Source organism: Roseateles sp. GW821-FHT09G03 (genome assembly GCF_059416045.1).
Genome location: NZ_JBWKOK010000005.1, coordinates 84,167 through 100,404 on the forward strand (window position 1 = coordinate 84,167; position 16,238 = coordinate 100,404).

The 16,238-nt window shown below is 67.5% G+C and carries 15 protein-coding genes; 7 read left to right on the forward strand and 8 right to left on the reverse strand.

Annotated elements, in window-relative coordinates; genetic code table 11:
• Positions 1-154 precede the first annotated feature (154 nt).
• On the forward strand, positions 155-2,806 hold the full coding sequence (locus AC07OZ_RS18930) for an excinuclease ABC subunit UvrA (protein WP_495468636.1): 2,652 nt from the start codon (positions 155-157) through the stop codon (positions 2,804-2,806).
• 58 nt (positions 2,807-2,864) lie between these two features.
• Here the strand turns inward: AC07OZ_RS18930 and AC07OZ_RS18935 are convergent, their stop codons facing one another.
• Positions 2,865-3,275, reverse strand: coding sequence for a hypothetical protein (locus AC07OZ_RS18935; protein WP_495468637.1), 411 nt, complete (start codon positions 3,273-3,275; stop codon positions 2,865-2,867).
• Between the two features lie 235 nt (positions 3,276-3,510).
• Between AC07OZ_RS18935 and AC07OZ_RS18940 the strand changes: the two genes are divergently transcribed.
• Entirely contained in the window at positions 3,511-4,227 is a 717-nt protein-coding gene (locus AC07OZ_RS18940) for a DUF72 domain-containing protein (RefSeq protein WP_495468638.1), read from the forward strand.
• On the opposite strand, the gene AC07OZ_RS18945 is transcribed toward AC07OZ_RS18940, so the two are convergent.
• The 5 genes from AC07OZ_RS18945 to AC07OZ_RS18965 all read right to left on the reverse strand — a co-directional run bounded on the left by AC07OZ_RS18945 (position 4,199) and on the right by AC07OZ_RS18965 (position 9,188).
• The gene (locus tag AC07OZ_RS18945; protein WP_495468639.1) at positions 4,199-4,855 is read right to left on the reverse strand and encodes a glycosyltransferase family 2 protein; all 657 of its coding nucleotides are present in this window, start codon (positions 4,853-4,855) and stop codon (positions 4,199-4,201) included. The genes AC07OZ_RS18940 and AC07OZ_RS18945 overlap by 29 nt on opposite strands.
• A complete protein-coding gene (locus tag AC07OZ_RS18950) occupies positions 4,852-5,487 on the reverse strand; it encodes a class I SAM-dependent DNA methyltransferase (protein WP_495468640.1) in 636 nt (211 codons plus the stop codon). Before AC07OZ_RS18950 ends, AC07OZ_RS18945 begins: the two co-directional genes overlap by 4 nt.
• Entirely contained in the window at positions 5,487-6,368 is an 882-nt protein-coding gene (locus AC07OZ_RS18955; protein WP_495468641.1) for a PIG-L deacetylase family protein, read from the reverse strand. Before AC07OZ_RS18955 ends, AC07OZ_RS18950 begins: the two co-directional genes overlap by 1 nt.
• Positions 6,356-7,351: an acyl-CoA dehydrogenase family protein gene (locus AC07OZ_RS18960; protein ID WP_495468642.1), complete on the reverse strand. Its 996-nt coding sequence runs from the start codon at positions 7,349-7,351 to the stop codon at positions 6,356-6,358. The genes AC07OZ_RS18955 and AC07OZ_RS18960 overlap by 13 nt, the downstream gene beginning before the upstream one ends.
• An 88-nt stretch (positions 7,352-7,439) precedes the next feature.
• Entirely contained in the window at positions 7,440-9,188 is a 1,749-nt protein-coding gene (locus AC07OZ_RS18965; RefSeq protein ID WP_495468643.1) for an IlvD/Edd family dehydratase, read from the reverse strand.
• A 162-nt stretch (positions 9,189-9,350) separates the two neighbouring features.
• Here AC07OZ_RS18965 and AC07OZ_RS18970 point away from each other — a divergent pair, with 162 nt between their 5' ends.
• The 5 genes from AC07OZ_RS18970 (at position 9,351) to AC07OZ_RS18990 (ending at position 14,469) form a co-directional block, all read left to right on the forward strand.
• Positions 9,351-10,754: an ABC transporter substrate-binding protein gene (locus AC07OZ_RS18970; protein ID WP_495468644.1), complete on the forward strand. Its 1,404-nt coding sequence runs from the start codon at positions 9,351-9,353 to the stop codon at positions 10,752-10,754.
• Entirely contained in the window at positions 10,751-11,614 is an 864-nt protein-coding gene (locus AC07OZ_RS18975; protein WP_495468645.1) for a carbohydrate ABC transporter permease, read from the forward strand. The genes AC07OZ_RS18970 and AC07OZ_RS18975 overlap by 4 nt, the downstream gene beginning before the upstream one ends.
• Entirely contained in the window at positions 11,611-12,468 is an 858-nt protein-coding gene (locus tag AC07OZ_RS18980) for a carbohydrate ABC transporter permease (protein ID WP_495468646.1), read from the forward strand. The genes AC07OZ_RS18975 and AC07OZ_RS18980 overlap by 4 nt, the downstream gene beginning before the upstream one ends.
• Before the next feature lie 36 nt (positions 12,469-12,504).
• Entirely contained in the window at positions 12,505-13,578 is a 1,074-nt protein-coding gene (locus AC07OZ_RS18985) for an ABC transporter ATP-binding protein (RefSeq protein ID WP_495468647.1), read from the forward strand.
• Positions 13,579-13,704: 126 nt separating this feature from the next.
• A complete protein-coding gene (locus AC07OZ_RS18990) occupies positions 13,705-14,469 on the forward strand; it encodes a FadR/GntR family transcriptional regulator (RefSeq protein WP_495468648.1) in 765 nt (254 codons plus the stop codon).
• A gap of 259 nt (positions 14,470-14,728) precedes the next feature.
• On the opposite strand, the gene AC07OZ_RS18995 is transcribed toward AC07OZ_RS18990, so the two are convergent.
• Both AC07OZ_RS18995 and AC07OZ_RS19000 read right to left on the reverse strand, forming a co-directional pair.
• A complete protein-coding gene (locus tag AC07OZ_RS18995) occupies positions 14,729-15,664 on the reverse strand; it encodes a hypothetical protein (protein ID WP_495468649.1) in 936 nt (311 codons plus the stop codon).
• Position 15,665: 1 nt separating this feature from the next.
• The gene (locus tag AC07OZ_RS19000; protein ID WP_495468650.1) at positions 15,666-16,211 is read right to left on the reverse strand and encodes a hypothetical protein; all 546 of its coding nucleotides are present in this window, start codon (positions 16,209-16,211) and stop codon (positions 15,666-15,668) included.
• Positions 16,212-16,238 lie beyond the last annotated feature (27 nt).

Consider the following 16,238-nt stretch of genomic DNA (forward strand, 5'->3'; position numbering starts at 1 on the left):
TCCCGGCGCCGATGGACAAGCCGATCGACAGCACGATCCCCGGCCTCCCAGGCGGGTTGGGCATCCAGCTTGCTATTCCACGTGACCCAGCTGCGTCGACCGATACTTCGCCCCCACGCCTGTGCGCACCGCGCCGATCCTCCGAGGTTCCGTCTTGGCCAAACGCCCGTCCATCCGCCCGTCCTCCTCCGCGTCGCGCGCGTCCGCGTCAAACTCCGGCGCCGCGTCCGCCGCGACATCGGATGTCGACGGCGAGCGTCCCGGACGCGCCGCCTTCGTCCAGGTGCGCGGCGCGCGCGAGCACAACCTGAAGAACGTCGATGTGGACGTTCCCCGCGATGCGCTCGTGGTGTTCAGCGGCGTGTCCGGTTCCGGCAAGTCTTCCCTCGCCTTCGGCACGATCTACGCGGAGGCGCAGCGGCGCTATTTCGAATCGGTCGCGCCGTACGCGCGACGGCTCATCGACCAGGTCGGCGTTCCGGCGGTCGATTCGATCGACGGCCTGCCGCCCGCCGTCGCGCTGCAGCAGCAGCGCGGCACGCCCAGCGCGCGCTCGTCGGTGGGCAGCGTGACCGGGCTGTCATCGCTGCTGCGGATGCTGTACTCGCGCGCCGGCCGCTATCCGGCGAAACAGCCGATGCTGTACGCCGAGGACTTCTCGCCCAACACGCCGCAGGGCGCCTGCCCGCATTGCCACGGGCTGGGTCGCGTGTACGAGGTCACCGAGGCCTCGATGGTCCCCGACGACACGCTCACCATCCGTGACCGCGCCGTCGCCGCCTGGCCGCCGGCCTGGCACGGCCAGAACCTGCGCGACATCCTCGTCACGCTGGGCATCGACGTCGACAAGCCCTGGCGCGAGCTACCGCGCAAGACGCGCGACTGGATCCTGTTCACCGACGAGCAGCCCACCGTGCCCGTCTACGCCGGGTTCACCCCCGCGGAGACCAAGGACGCGCTGCGCCGCAAGATGGAGCCCAGCTACCAGGGCACGTTCAGCAGCGCGAAGCGCTATGTGATGCACACCTTCGCGACCACGCAGAGCGCGCTGATGAAGCGCCGCGTGTCGCGCTACCTGATCGGCGGCGCCTGCCCGGTCTGCGACGGCAAGCGGCTCAAGCGCGAGGCGCTGTCGGTGAGCTTCGGCGGACTGGACATCGGCGCGTTGTCGCAGTTCCCGCTGGCGCAGCTGGCGGACCACCTCGGCGACGCCGCCACCGACGGGCTCAGCGAGGAGAAGCGTCTCGCCGCCCGGCGCCTGGTCGACGACGTGCTGATGCGGCTGCGACCGCTGCTCTCGCTCGGACTCGGCCATCTGTCGCTGGAGCGTGCCACGCCGTCCGTGTCGCCCGGCGAGCTCCAGCGGCTGCGCCTGGCCACGCAGATCTGCTCCAACCTCTTCGGCGTCGTGTATGTGCTCGACGAGCCGTCCGCGGGCCTGCATCCGGCCGACAGCGAATCGCTGCTCGCCTCGCTGCGGTCGCTGAAGGCGGCGGGCAACTCGGTCTACGTCGTCGAGCACGACCTGACCCTCATGCGCGCCTCGGACTGGATCGTCGACGTCGGGCCCGCAGCCGGCGAACTCGGCGGCCGTGTGCTCTACAGCGGACCGCCCGATGGCCTGCGCGACGTCCCGGAGTCGCGCACCGCCGCCTATCTCTTCCCCGACGAAACTCGCGACGCAGTCCCCGGCCCTTCCTCCGGTCCAGTCGGTGCCGCCGGCCGGCACGACCGGCGGCCCGTGCGCCGCCCGCCGAAGGACTGGTTGCGCCTCGAAGGCATCACGCAGAACAACCTCGTCGACGTGGACGCCGCTTTTCCGCTCGGCGTTTTCACCGCGGTCACCGGCGTGTCGGGTTCAGGCAAGTCGTCCCTGGTGAGCCGCGCGCTGGTGGACCTCGTCGGCGCGCACCTGGGCCACGAGCCCGTGGCCATCGAGGATGACGAGGACGCCGAGGCCGGAACCGACGTCCAGGCCGCCACCGGCGGACGGATCGCCAGCGGCGCCGAGACGATCCGCCGGCTGGTGCAGGTCGACCAGAAACCGATTGGGCGGACGCCGCGCTCGAACCTCGCGACTTACACGGGGCTGTTCGATCACGTGCGCAAGCTCTTCGCCGCGACACCGGCCGCGCGCGCCCGCAAGTTCGACGCGGGCCGTTTCTCCTTCAACGTCGCCAAGGGCCGTTGCGAGACCTGCGAGGGCGAAGGCTTCGTCAGCGTGGAGCTGCTGTTCATGCCCAGCGTCTTCGCGCCCTGCCCCGCCTGCCACGGCGCGCGCTACAACGAGGCGACGCTGAAGATCCACTACCGCGATCGGAACATCGCGGAGGTGCTCGGCATGACCGTGGACGCCGCGTTCGAGTTCTTCGCGGAGGAACCGGCGCTCGCCCGCCCGCTGGGACTGCTGAAGGGCATCGGCCTGGGTTACCTGCGGCTCGGCCAGCCGGCGACCGAGCTGTCGGGCGGCGAGGCGCAGCGCATCAAGCTCGTCACGGAGCTGCAGCGCACGCAGCGCGGCCACACGCTCTACGTGCTGGATGAGCCCACGACCGGCCTGCATCCGTCGGATGTCGACAAGCTGATGGTCCAGCTGCGCGACCTCGTCGAGGCTGGTCACACCGTCGTCGTCGTCGAGCACGAGATGCGCGTCGTCGCCGCGTCGGATTGGGTGATCGACCTCGGTCCCGGTGCAGGCGGGGATGGCGGTCGACTGGTGGCGGCGGGCACGCCGGAAGAGGTGGCCGCCAGCGCGGAGTCACGCACGGCGCCGCATCTGAAGGCGGCGCTCGACGGCACGGTGTGAGGTCGATCCGGAGGGCGCGGATCCGCAGGAATCCGCGGGTTCAGCGCGATCAGCGCGATCAGCGGCTGGGCTGGAAGCCCTCGGGATCGAGCGCGAACTGCCAGGCGCTGGAGCGCTGCAGCGCTTCCTTCAGCGCCCGCGAGCTGGGCCGCACGAGCGCCGACAGTTCCTCGCTGAAGAACTCGCAGCCGAGCGCGTGGGCGACGTCGCAGACGACCTCGATGAAGTGGTCGGTCTCGCTCGCGCAGGCGTCCAGGCGCGCGTGCAGTTCATAGCGGCCATCGGGGTCGGAGACCATGTCGATGCAATTGCCCGCCTCGTTGCCGAAGTAGCGCCAGCCCTCGAGCATCGGCGTGCTCGGCCCGACACGGCTTGCGAGATAGTGCATGACGTCGGAGCGCGAGGACGGCAGCCACGACGCTGCGGCACCGTCTTGCGCAAAGGCGAGATCGAATTGCCAGACTGACATGACGCGAGAGGCATGAGTCCGAGGAGTCTCGATGCTACGCCCCCACCCTCGCCGCTGTCATGCTGCGCTGCGGCAATGCCGGGCCACAGCATCCGGCGGATGGGCAAGCGGCTTGCCGACGAGGATCACTCAATTGACCGCCATGCCACGTCCTTCGTTCCCTGCCTCCCCGCCGCCCCCGCGCTCCACGCCCTCCCGGTTCATCGGCACCGCGGGCTGGAGCATTCCCAGGGACGTGGCCGACGCCTTCCCCGGTGGCGGCGCGCAGCTGGAACGCTACGCACGCGTGCTCGACTGCTCGGAGATCAACACGACCTTCAGCCGCACGCATCGTCCGGATACCTTCGAGCGTTGGGCGAGCCAGACGCCCGCCGGCTTCCGCTTCTCGGTCAAGCTGCCCAGGGCGATGACGCACGACGCGCGCCTGCACGTGCCCCGCGCGGAGGTGAAGGCCTTCGCGGCTTCGCTGGCGGGATTGGGTGAGCGTCTGGCGGTGCTGCTGGTGCAGTTGCCCCCGTCGCTCGTCTTCGACGTGAAGGTGGCGCGTGCCTTCTTCCGCTCGGTACGGGCGGGTTTCGACGGCGCCGTGGTGTGTGAGCCGCGCCACCCCACGTGGTTCACCGATGTCGCCGAGCGGCTGCTGATCCACGAGCGCATCGGTCGCGTGGCGGCCGATCCTGCGAAACCCGCAGGCGCCGGCGCGCCCGGTGGCTGGCTCGGCGAGCAGGGCGACGGACGCGGCGCGGTCGTCTACTACCGCTGGCACGGCGCCCCGCGCATGTACTGGTCGAGCTACGACGAAGAATGGCTGGAGGCTCAGGCGAAGGCGCTGTCGCGCTGGCCCGCGGGAACGCTGGTCTGGTGCGTCTTCGACAACACGGCCTCCGGTGCGGCGACCGCCAATGCGCTGAGCCTTTCCAGGCTCATGGCGACGGGCACAAGCCCTGCATGAAGGTCGCGAAGCCGTCCGGCGCCCGGCCGGCGCGACGGGCGCTCGTCAGCACGCGCACGGTGTTGGTCCATGCAATGCGGGCACCCAGCGCGGCGAGCCGATGCACCAGCGCCACGTCCTCGCGGCTGCTCAGTGGCGGAAAGCCGCCGGCGCGCTGATAGGCGCTCGAGCACACGCCGAGGTTGGCGCCGTGGATGTGACGATGGTCCTCGGCATCCAGGTACCCCGCCTCGTAGAGGCGGCGCTCCTCGCTGGAATAGCCGCTCCAGTCGTCGACCTCGACCACGCCGCAGACCGCCTCGCTGCGGAACGCGAGCTGCCGCGCGAGCCAGTCCGGCGCCACCGTCGAATCGGCATCGGTGAAGGCGAGCCAGCGCGCCCCGCGCCCGATCAGCGCCTGCGCGCCGGCCGCGCGCGCGATGCCGACATTGCGCGCCTCGATCGCGAGGCAGTCGATGCCGAGGGCGCGCGCCACCGCGCCCGTTCCGTCGCGACACGCGTCGAGCACCACGAGGATGCGGACCTCTTCCGCGCCCAGGTCGCCGTGCGCCGCCGCGACCTTCAGCGCCAGGAGCGCGCGAGCGACCAGGACCTCCTCGTCATGCGCGGGGACCACGATGCCGATCATGGCCTCAAGCCCTCGCGCTGCGCCACCGAGCGCTTGTCGTCGCTCCAGACCTCGACGAGGAAATCCGTCTCCTCGTGCCGCAGCAGCCGCGTCAAGCCGTGACGCTCGCGCAGCAGCAGATCGATGCGGCGATGCACCTCGTCGCCCAGGCGCAGGTAGTCGCCTTCCTGGTGCCGCCAGTGGCTGGCCAGCAGCGTGCCGCCCGTTTCCAGGCTCGCCGCCGCCCGGCGGATCAAGGCATCGAGACCGCCCTCCTCCAGGTAGTAGCCGATCTCGCTCAGCACGATCAGATCGAATCGTGCGACGGGCCAATCCGCCGGCATCGTTGCGCGTGCCACGTCGACGTGAACCAGCGAGGCCAGTCGATCCTTCGCATGGGCCACGGCCGTCTCGCTGCCGTCGGTCGACAGCAGACGGTCGCATCGCGTGGCCAGCGCGGCACTCAGTTCGCCGTTGGCGCAACCCGGCTCGAAGCCATGGGCATAGCGCTCTCTCGGCAGGCAGGCCAGCACCATCGCGCGTTTGCGCTGCTCGTACCACCGCGTTCGATAGCCCCAAGGGTCGGCGTTGTCGGAGAACAGCGCCTCGAAATGACGCGCCAGCGCCGCCGGGGCACCGCTGGCGTCGTTCATCATTGATGCGCCTCGGGTGCCAGCACGAATTCGAAGGGACGCAGCAGGCGGTTCACCGCTTCGGCGAAGAGAACCGGCGGGTGATCCCCGTCCTCGAGCAACTGGCTGCGATGCGCGGCGAGCGCGGTGCGCTTGTCCCGCAGCGAGCGCGCGTTGAGCGGCAGGCGCCGCATCCGGTGCCAGGGCACCGCCGCGTCGCCCGGGCGGGCCCAGTGCCAGGCCCAGATGGGGATCTCCACCAGCGAGGCACCCGTCAGCAAGGCGGCGCGCGCGCAGGCGCGGCCCGTGGCTTCGTGGTCCGGGTGGCCGTCGAAGCGCCAGGAGGTGAGGACGACGTCGTCCGGCCGCAGGCGGCGGCACAGCTCGAGCACGAGATCGTCCTCCTCTTCCGCGATGCGTCCGTCGGGCAGACCCAGCGCGTGCACGGGGACGTGCAGGCCGAGACGGCGCAATCCGGAGGCGCGCTCGTGGCGGCGCTGCACGGCCAGGCGCTGCGGCGTCCACCGCGGCGATCCGGGGTGGCTGGCTTCGCCGTCGGTCACGGCCACCAGCTCGACGGGCGGCGCGGGCGCGCGATCGGGCGGCAGACCGGCGCGGTGACGCGTCACCAGCAGCGACAGCAGTCCGCCGCAGCTCAGCACCTCGTCATCGGGATGCGGCGCGACGACGACGGCACGGCGGCCTTCCGGCACCAGTTCGTCGAGCGAGGTCAGCGGCGCGCCCCACAGCGGCTGCCATTGGCGCCAGGCCCATTCGGGCGTGCCCTCGCCGTCGATGCGGCGGTCGGACGGCGATCGCAGCGGGGACTCGTCGGCGGCGAGGCCGGCGGGCATGCCCTCGTTCACGGTCAGGAACGGGCGTCGGTGCATCAGAGCGTCCATGGCGTGGTGTCTTCCTTCAGGTTGTCGGTTCCCAGGGCGGCCAGATCGCGGTCGCCGTGGCACTGCCGGAGGAACACTGGCAAATCCGCTGCCAGCCTCCCGAAATGAGGGTCAAGGCACAGCGGACCGGCGCCCATGGCCCGCGTGGCCGCACGCAAGACCCGCTGGGCGCCGTCGTCGCTGGCGGCTCGCGTGCGCAGCGCCCAGGCCCGCGCATTGGCGGCCGGATGGCGGTCGACCCAGGCGGCAGCCTCGCGCAGCAGCGCGGCGTTGGCGGACAGCAGGTGGTCAACCTCGCCGAGCGCGAGGGTGCGGTGCCAGCCCGGCTCGGCGGCACTGTTCGCTTGCGCACGGAGAGCGTCTGCCACCGCACACGCGGCACCGTGCCAGCAGGCGGCGATGCCGATGCCGCCGTGCCAGAAGCCGGGTCGCGACAGGTAAAAACCGGCGTCGCCGACGAGGCGGGCGGGCGCCGCTTCAAAGCTCACCGTGGCGCTCGCCGTGGCGGCCATGCCGACAGCGTGCCAGGTGGCGTCGTCGATGTGGACGCCGGGATGATGCAGATCGACATCCGCCAGCCAGGGGCCGGTGCCGTCCTCCTCCCAGACCGTCAGCAGCGCACGGTCCAGCCTTTCGGCGCCGGAGCACCAGGCCTTGCTGCCGTGGAGGACGATGCCGCCCGTGGGCAGGCGCCGGAACACCGCGCGCGCCTGCGGCGGTTCGGCGGCCCACAGGCCGTAACTGGCGCGGGCCTGGGGCGCGACGCCCGCCTCCGCCAGCGTGGCGAGCGCATCGGTGTGGCCTTCGAAGAGCTTCACCAGCGCAAGGTCCCGCGCGGCGACCCGGGCAAGCGCGCGCCACCGGTCCAGCGTCCGGCCGCCACCGGGCAGCGGAAGCTCATCGCGGCCGTCGTCGATCAGGTCACGCAATTGACCGGCAATGGCGTTCCTGTGGATGCCGTCTCGATGACCGTCGCTCTCCATCGCTTGCGTCTCCTTGTGGAGGGACGCATGGCAGGCAGGATGCCGTTGCTCGTACGGCAGTCACTCCGGTCGACCGCGGTCCACCGCTTCAGTGGTTGTCCCTCGGCACGAAGGCCCCTCGCCAGCCGACGAGGAAATCCAGGTCCACGCCCTGGTCCGCCTGCAGCACGTGGTCCACATACAGGCGCCAGTAGCCGCTGGCGAGCGGCGGCGGCGGCGCCTGCCATCCGGCCAGACGCGTCGCCAGCTCCGCATCGCTGATGTGCAGCTGCAGGCGCCGCTCCGGCACGTTCAGCTCGACGATGTCGCCGTCGCGCACGACCGCCAGCGGTCCGCCCGCCGCGGCCTCCGGCGCGGTGTGCAGCACGACCGTGCCGTAGGCCGTGCCGCTCATGCGCGCGTCGCTGATCCGGACCATGTCGGTGATGCCCCGCCGCAGCAGCTTGGGCGGCAAGGGCATGTTCCCGACCTCGGCCATGCCGGGATAGCCCTTGGGGCCGCAGTTCTTCAGCACCATCACGCAGGTCTCGTCGATGTCGAGCGCCTCGTCGTCGATGCGCCTGTGGAAGTCCTCGATGTCCTCGAACACCACCGCGCGGCCCTGGTGCACCATCAACGCGGGCGTGGCCGCGCTCGGCTTGATCACCGCGCCGCGCGGCGCGAGGTTGCCGCGCAGCACGGCGATGCCGGCCTTTGCCATGAACGGCGTGGCCAGCGGCCGTATCACCTCGGCGTTGTAGTTCTCCGCATCGGCGATGTTCTCGCCGAGGTTCAGGCCGCTCGCGGTCATCGCGCCCAGGTGCAGGTGCGGCGCGATCTCCTTCATGACGACCGGAAGACCGCCCGCGTAGCAGAAGTCTTCCATCAGGAAGCGGCCCGACGGCTGGAGGTTCACGAGACACGGCAGGTCGCTCGCGAGGCGGTCGAAGTCCTCGAGGTCCAGCGCCACGCCGATGCGCCTGGCGATCGCGATCAGGTGGATCACCGCGTTGGTCGAACCGCCGATCGCGGCGAGTGTCCTGATCGCGTTCTCGAAGGCCTCGCGCGTGAGCAGGGTCGACAGCACCTGGTCGTCGTGCACCATCTGCACGATGCGCCGCCCGGCGTTGCGCGCCAGCAGGTTGCGCCGGCCGTCGACGGCCGGGTACGCCGCATTGCCCGGCAGGCCGAGGCCCAGCGCCTCGACCATGCAGGCCATCGTGCTCGCCGTGCCCATCGTCGTGCAGTGCCCGTGGCTGCGGTGCATGCAGCTCTCGGCGTCGAAGAAATCGGCGAGCTTGAGCGTGCCGGCTCGCACCTGCTCGCTCATGCGCCACACGCCGGTGCCCGAGCCGATTTCCTGGCCGCGCCACCTGCCGTTGAGCATCGGGCCGCCGCTGACGCCGATGGTCGGCAGGTCGACGCTGGCCGCGCCCATCACCAGCGAGGGTGTCGTCTTGTCGCAGCCCATCAGCAGCACCACGCCGTCGACCGGGTTGCCGCGGATGCTCTCTTCGACATCCATCGACGCCAGGTTGCGGTAGAGCATCGCGGTCGGTCGCAGCAGCGTCTCGCCGAGCGACATCACCGGGAACTCGAGCGGCAGGCCGCCCGCCTCGTACACGCCGATCTTGACCTGCTCGGCCAGCGTGCGGAAGTGCGAGTTGCAGGGCGTGAGTTCGCTGAAGGTGTTGCAGATGCCGATCACGGGCCGGCCGTCGAACTGGTCGTGCGGCACGCCCGTGCCCTTGAGCCAGCTGCGGAAGACGAATCCGTCGCGGTCCTGTCGCCCGAACCATTGCTGGCTGCGCAGGGCCTCGGGCTTCTTCCTGGGTTTGCTGTCTCGCGCTTGGGTCATGACTCGCTCGCTTCCCCGTGTCGGTGGCCGGATTGATCTCTACATCCTATGGTATGACCATTAACCGGAAGACAGGTGGAATCGCCGTTGCGCTATTCGCACAAACATCATACGATCACATCATAAGAATTTTTCTTCCGACCTTTTGAAGGAGACATCGGCATGAAGCTGAAGACCTGGATCGTCGGCGCCGCCGCCGGCGCGGCCCTGATGGGCGCCGCCCCGCTGATGGCCCAAGAGAAGCTCACCGTCTGGTGGATCAAGGGTTTCTACAAGGCGGAAGACGACGCACTCCTCGCCGCGATCAGGAAGTTCGAAGAGAAGCACAAAGGCATCAAGGTCGAGCTCTCGCAGTACCCGGTCCAGGACATGATTCCCAAGACCGTGTCCGCGCTCGACGCCGGCAACCCGCCCGACGTGGCCTATGCCGACCTCTACGACTACCAGGTCACGGCGAAGTGGGCGTTCGAGGGCAAGCTCGAGGACATCGGCAGCGTGATCGACCCGATCCGCGCGCGCTTCGCGCCGAACACCGTCGAGACCACCTTCCTGTACAACGACAAGGAGAAGAAGCGCGCCTACTACGCGTTCCCGATCAAGCAGCAGACGATGCACATCGAGTACTGGGTCGACATGCTTGCCGATGCGGGCTTCAAGGAGTCGGACATCCCGACCGCCTGGAAGGACTACTGGAGCTTCTGGTGCGACAAGGTCCAGCCCGCGTATCGCGCCAGGACCGGTTCGCGCGCGTTCGGCATCGGCATGCCGCTCGGCGTGGATTCGAGCGACTCGTTCTACTCGTTCCTGACCTTCATGGATGCCTACAACGTCAAGCTGGTCAACGACAGCGGCAGGCTGCTGGTCGACGATCCCGCCGTGCGCCAGGGGTTGATCGGCGCCTTGACCGACTACACGCAGGTCTACAGCAAGGGTTGCTCGCCGCCGTCGAGCACGAACTGGAAGGATCCGGACAACAACGTGGCCTTCCACAACAGGACGACGGTGATGACGCACAACGCGACCATCTCGATCGCCGCGAAGTGGCTGGACGACATGAACAACGCCACGCTCAGCGAGGAGCAGCGCGCCACCGCGAAGAAGAACTACACACAGCGGATCCGCACCGCGGGCTTCCCGTCCAAACCCGACGGCTCGAAGATGATCTACCGCGCGGCGGTGAAGACCGGCGTGGTGTTCAAGGAAGCGAAGAACAAGGCGGCGGCCAAGGCGTTCGTCTCGTTCCTGCTCGAGGACGCGAACCTGACGCCTTACGTCGAAGGTGCGCTGGGCCGGTGGTTCCCGGTGACCAGGACGGCGCAGCAGAGCGCCTTCTGGAAGGCCGACGCGCACCGTCAATCGGTCTACAACCAGTTCATGGCCGGCACGGTCACCTTCGAGTTCACGAAGAACTACAGGTTCACCGTGCTGAACAACGAGAACGTCTGGGCCAAGGCGATGAACCGCGTCCTCAACGAGAAAGTGCCGGTCGACAAGGCCGTCGACGAGATGATCGCGCGCATCAAGACGGTCGCGGCGCCAGGCGCCGTGGTGGCGGACACGCGATGAGCGCCCCGCTCCTGTCCGGCGGGGGCGCCGACCCGGGGCGGGCACGCGACCGCTGGCAGTTCTGGGGCCGCCTGCTCGTGCTGCCCTACCTGCTCGTCTTCGTGGTCTTCGTGCTGTACCCGGTCGGCTACGGGTTGTGGCTGGCACGTCATCCCTCCAGCTACGGGCAGCTCGTCGAGGACCCGGTCTTCCTGCGCAGCGTGTTCAACACGCTGGTGTTCCTGATCGTGGCGATCAACATCAAGATGGTGATCGCGCTGGTGCTCTCGGGCTTCTTCGTGACCGAGCGCTGGTGGATCAGGATCCTGTCGCTGGTCTTCATCCTGCCGTGGGCGCTGCCGTCGATCCCGACCATCCTGTCGGTGCGATTCATGCTCAACCCCGAGTGGGGCGTGATCAACACGCTGATCTTCAGGCTCACGGGTCTGGACGGCCCGAACTGGCTGAACCACCCGCCGCTCGCGCTCGGCTTCTCGATGCTCATGCATGTCTGGAAGTCGCTGCCGTTCTGGACCATGATCCTGATCGCCGGGCGGCTGGCCATCCCGTCGGAACAGTACGAGGCCGCATCGGTCGACGGCGCGACGCGCTGGCAGAAGTTCCGCTTCATCACCTGGCCGTCAATGCGCACGCTCTACGTGACCTCGCTGATCCTGTCGATGATCTGGACGCTGGGCGACTTCAACAGCGTCTACCTGCTGACCGGCGGCGGCCCGGCCGACCTGACGCATGTGCTGGCCACGCTGGGCATCCGTTACCTGAGGCTGGACCAGGTCGAACTGTCGATGGCCTCGATCGTCGTCGCACTGCCCCTGGTGCTGCCGCTCGTCTGCATCATGATGAAGAGGTTGTCGAAATGAGCGGCAAGACCATGCGCTGGAAGACCGTCGCGACCGAGGCGAAGCTGCTGCTGATCGGCATCCCACTGCTGCTGTGGACCCTCGTGCCGGTCTACCACCTGGTGCTGTTCGCGATCTCGCCCAAGGACCAGGCCACGACCGGCAAGCTGTGGCCCGATCACCCGACGCTGAAGAACTTCGAGAACGTGTTCGGCCAGAAGCACTTCTACCTCGACCACTTCTGGCGGCAGCTCGGCAACTCGGTGCTGATCGCCGTCGCGGTCGCGGCGATCACGCTGTTCATCGCCACCTCGGCGGCGTTCGCGATCAGCCGGCTCAAGGTGCGTGGCGGGCGGACGGTGATGAACCTCGCCCTGTTCACCTACTTCATCCCGGCCGCGTTCCTCGCGGTGCCGATGTACAAGACCATGGGCAGCTACGGGCTGATGAACAGCCAATGGGCGCTGATCCTCGCGATGGTGACCATTGCCTCGCCCTACTGCATCTGGGTGCTCAAGCAGGCGTCCGACAAGCTGCCCCTCGAGCTGGATGAAGCCGCGCGCATGGACGGCGCCTCGCCGCTGCAGCTGTTCCGCCTGGTCTACCTGCCGCTGATGGTGCCGTCGCTGGTGGCGGTCGGCACGTATGCGCTGCTGCTGGCGTGGAACGAATACCTCTACGCCTTCCTGCTGCTGTCCAGGGACGACAGCGTGACGCTGGCGGTCACGCTCGGCAACTTCCTCGCCGCCGACGATTCGCCGTGGGAGCTGCTGATGGCCACCGGCCTGATCTACGCGCTGCCGCCGGCGGCGATCTACTACACCTTCAAGCGCTACATGGTGGGCGGCCTGACGGCCGGCGCCGTGAAGAGCTGAAGCCCGACCGACACGAGCGCAACGGAAGGACGAGCCATGGCCACGGTGGGATTTCGCGGGGTCGAGAAGACCTACGGCAACAAGGTCAGCGTGCTGCATGGGGTGAGCTTCGACATCGCCGAGGGCGAGTTCGTCGTGCTGATCGGCCCGTCGGGCTGCGGCAAGTCGACGCTGCTGCGCATGCTCGCGGGTCTGGAAGACATCACCGGCGGCGAGATCACGATCGACGGCAGGGTCGTCAACGAACTCGAGTCCAAGGACCGGGACATCGCGATGGTGTTCCAGAGCTACGCGCTCTACCCGCACATGACGGTCGGCGAGAACATGGCGTTCAGCCTGAAGCTGCGCAAGGCCGATGCGGCACTCACCCAGGAGCGGGTCGCCCGGGCGGCGAAGATCCTCAACCTCGACACCCTGCTCGACCGCCATCCGCGCGAGCTCTCCGGCGGCCAGCGCCAGCGCGTCGCGATGGGTCGCGCGATCGTGCGCGACCCGAAGGTGTTCCTGTTCGACGAGCCCTTGTCCAACCTCGACGCCAAGCTGCGCGTCGCGATGCGCGCCGAGATCAAGGCGCTGCACCAGCGGCTCAAGACCACCACCGTCTACGTCACGCACGACCAGACGGAGGCCATGACGATGGCCGACCGCATCGTGGTGATGCACGACGGCGTCATCGAGCAGATCGGCACGCCGCTCGATCTGTACGACCGGCCCGACAACCTGTTCGTCGCGCAGTTCATCGGCTCGCCCGCGATGAACGTGATCCCCGGCAGGCTGGGCGGCAGCGGTGACGCCACCGAGGTCGAGGCGGCCGGCACGCGGTGGCCGGTGCCTCGGCAGGTCGGCGGCAGCGACGGCCAGGCCGTGCACTACGGCATCCGCCCTGGCGACATCCATCTCGCGCCCGCGGGCTCGGGCATTGCGGCGAAGGTCCTCGTCGTCGAGCCCACCGGGGCCGAGACCGAGCTGCTGCTGCAGGTCGGCGACGCGCAGGTCGTCGCCGTGATCCATGGCCGCCCCGCCGCGCGGCCGGACGACACGATTCACCTGGCCATCGATGCGGGGAAGGCGCACGTCTTCGACTCGGCCAGCGGCATCCGCCTGAGCTGAATGGACGGCAAGGGCCGGCCCGGCACCGTGGTCTACACTGCCACCCAGGGCGTCGCGAAGCTGCTGACCAAGGACCTGCCGATCGCGACGGCGGCGTGACCGCCAAGCTCTGGACACACACTCGCGATGATCAAGAACGTACATGGCGGCACCGTCGATCTGCTCGGCGAAGCGATCGTCACCGGCCGCTATCCCGTCGGCAGCACGCTGCCGCCCGAACCGCTCCTGTGCGAAGAACTCGGCGTGAGCCGGACCGTGATCCGCGAGGCGGTCAAGTCGCTGATCGCCAAGGGCCTGCTCGTCACCGGCCCGAAGGTCGGCACGCGCGTGCTGAACGAAGACCAATGGAACTGGTTCGATCCCGACGTCGTGGCCTGGCAATCGCGCGCCGGCCTGTCGCGGGAGTTCCTGCGTGACCTGCAGGAGTTGCGCCGCCTCGTCGAGCCGGTCGCGGTGCGCCTCGCCGCTGAGCGCGCCACCGCGGAAGACATCGCCGAGATCGAGGCGGCGTACGCCGGCATGAAGCACTCGGTCGAGGAAGGCGGCGACTACGTCACCCACGACCTGCGCTTTCACCAGGGCCTGCTGCGTGCCTGCCACAACCGCCTGGTCGCGCAGATGAACAAGGCGCTGGCGGCGTTGCTGCGCACGAGCTTCGAAATCTCGAACGCGCGCCAGGACGGGCCGGCGTCATCGCTACCGCTGCATCGCGCGGTGCTCGACGCGGTGATCGCGCGTTCGCCGCAGAAGGCGGAGCGCGCGATCATCGAGTTGATCGACGGCGCGAACGAAGACATCGAGGAAGTGCTGAGCTCGCGGAGGAAACTGCCGCAGTTGGGGCTGCCGGCGCCGAAGTTGAAGGCGCGGTCGGGGAAGCGGGCGGCGCGCTAGGTTCAGGCGCCATAAGCCTGCTCCGGCTGCCCAGCACAACCTGGTGCGGCACCCAATTCAGCGACTACGGCGACCGACTGCCGCCGCCTCGTCACTCCAAAATGAAAAGGGCCCGGACGAAACGTCCGGGCCCTTTCAGGAAAATGGTGGAGCCGGCGGGAATTGAACCCGCGTTCAGCCAGCGCAGAGCGTCCCTCAGCGCTTATCGGTGCGAATTTGGTGCGAACGGCACAGTGCTCTAGGCCACTCGCTCGCGAGCTCACAGGCCAAACGCGGAGAAGTCCTTCCCGGCGATGCTTTTGGCGATGAGCTGTGCCTGGCGTCGCACCGCTTCCGTTTGCTCCGGCCCCAGACCATTAAGCGCGTATGCCTCAAGTGAGCCTGGGCATATACCGCTGGACGAGCAAATGAATAAATATGGAGTCGAAGCGGGCCCACATTCATAACCCAGGAGACATTGACTCAGCAGGACAGCCGCGTCGATGTGCCTCACGTCCCGGAGCTCGGGAGAAAGTTCGCCAGGGCTAGACGCTTCGACGTGCTCTATCCACCCACCAAGGGCCGGACCGAGCCATAGCAGACCATCAGATCCGAGCTGGTTTAGCGCCGTCGATAAAGCTTTTCGTGCTTCGCGCACCTCTGGCTCACTCGGGTTGCGGCTCAGTTCGGCACGAGCCGGATTAACAGGAAACGCCGCATTCTGAACAGCCAGATTAACCTCTGTGCGCTGGCGAACCAAGTCACTTGCCGGCAAAGACATGAATGCACGACATCCCTTTTCGAGGGCTGCCCTGACTCGTAGGAGCTCTGCAGCATTCGCTCCGCTGTCTCTTCTATTTGCCGCGTCGGAAAATGGCACTTTCATTGCAAACGGCAGACAAATATTCAGAGCCTCACGCGCCATGTACTGCAGCTTTGGGTCCTTAGAATTAACTCCTAGCCGATACAACTCAAATAGATCGTTTGATGAGCTCCAGAGTTCTTTGGGACTTTTATCAAGCACCGCTTCAGAGCCAATACCAGCGCTTCGCGTTGATGTTGGAATTTTGGAAGGTACGCCTAGCGGCGACGCTTCAGCGGTCACCTTAGCCTGAACAACTTCTTGCGGCGGCTTATCGGCACGTGCGAAAAAGAGATAGATGCCGAGAATTGCTGCGGTTACGGCTATCCCAATGAACGCTAGGCGTGTACTCATGTCACTTGCAGACCTGCTTGCCCCACGATTGCACGATATCATCGCCCGTGCTAACCCAGCGGGCATCCGTGATCACGGTACCCCAATCACCCGAATCGGGATATGTAACCTGCCAGTAGCCGGTTTTAAACGTATACGTATATGCCTGCTGAATACACGTATCTCGCGCCATTCTCTTCTCTTCCTCAAGTTGAAGCTGCGACCGAGGAGCTGGCGAGGTCTCCGAAGGCCGTTGCGTTGCCTTCTGGATAGGGCACGATACGGTCGCCGTCGCAGAGCACCGCTGCGACGTCTCGAAATCATAGACAGTTCCATCCGCGTAAACGATCCGAACATGATCGCCCCTCTTGATCGCGCTGACATCAATGTTCAAGAAGAATCTCGCAATATTCGATGCCGCAACGAATTCGCCATTCTTATCGTCTTCGTACGAGCGAATATCAGGTTGATATTGGCTCATGAAAAACGGCCCCCAAACCTTTGCAATGGCAGCGGCCGCCACAACACCCAGTATCAAAGGCGTGCACTTTTTCAGCGTCTGGCGCATGCTAACTCCCAGTTATGGAGCGCTCAG